At 43.7% G+C, this 734-nt stretch carries 1 protein-coding gene; it reads left to right on the top strand.

Going from position 1 to position 734, the window contains the following annotated elements:
- Nucleotides 1-33: 33 nt before the first annotated feature.
- Nucleotides 34-734 (top strand): hypothetical protein (locus A3766_RS00175; protein WP_197479125.1); only part of this gene is annotated, 701 nt, incomplete at its 3' end.

Raw genomic sequence — 734 nt, forward strand, 5'->3', positions numbered from 1 at the left:
TTAGGATATCGCACTAATGGCAATGAGTTTTTCTTGGATGGTTTAAGTTTGGATGTCGAATCTTTGGGTACGGTGTTTGGGGTGACCGAGGCAGGACAGCTTAACTTATCAATGCCTAACCTAAAGGCAGAGCTAAGTGTAGATGCCATTAGGTATAGTAATAACGCGTTAAATCACGGGGTAACTAATGATGTTACGTCGGGCGCGCCTTTAGCAAGTTACGGTAGCTTGTGGATTAATATGGATGTTAATTCTGATTTGTTAATTGCCGCGGGCGGCGCTGATGGTCTTACAGGAATGACGATCAATTCATCGAACCAGTTTAATCGCTTGGATGTAGCGTGGGGTGATGATACTGACTGGGCAGATACAGGTTACTGGGTAGGTGCTTTGGGTATTACCGGGTCAACAGATTTGGTCAACATGACGCTAGATATTTTGGATGATGAGGATTCAGGTGACGCTTATCATGGTGTGGGCTTGGCTTTAGCCTTTGAACAGTTAGCGATAGATCTGCATGTTCAGGATTTTGTTTTGGGTGAAACTAAAACAAATATTGATCAATATGTCGCGGGTAACCCTGTTCAATTAAAGTCACTAGGTTCTTTCGATATTGCTTTGACCTACGCCGACTCCGTTTGGGGTGGTGTTAGTCGAACCAACAAAATCTTGGTTCAAGCTGGCGGTAATACAGAGGCTGGCAATCAAGGTTTACGTCTTGATACTCAATTAAG

It is taken from the genome of Oleiphilus sp. HI0132, from assembly GCF_001635845.1.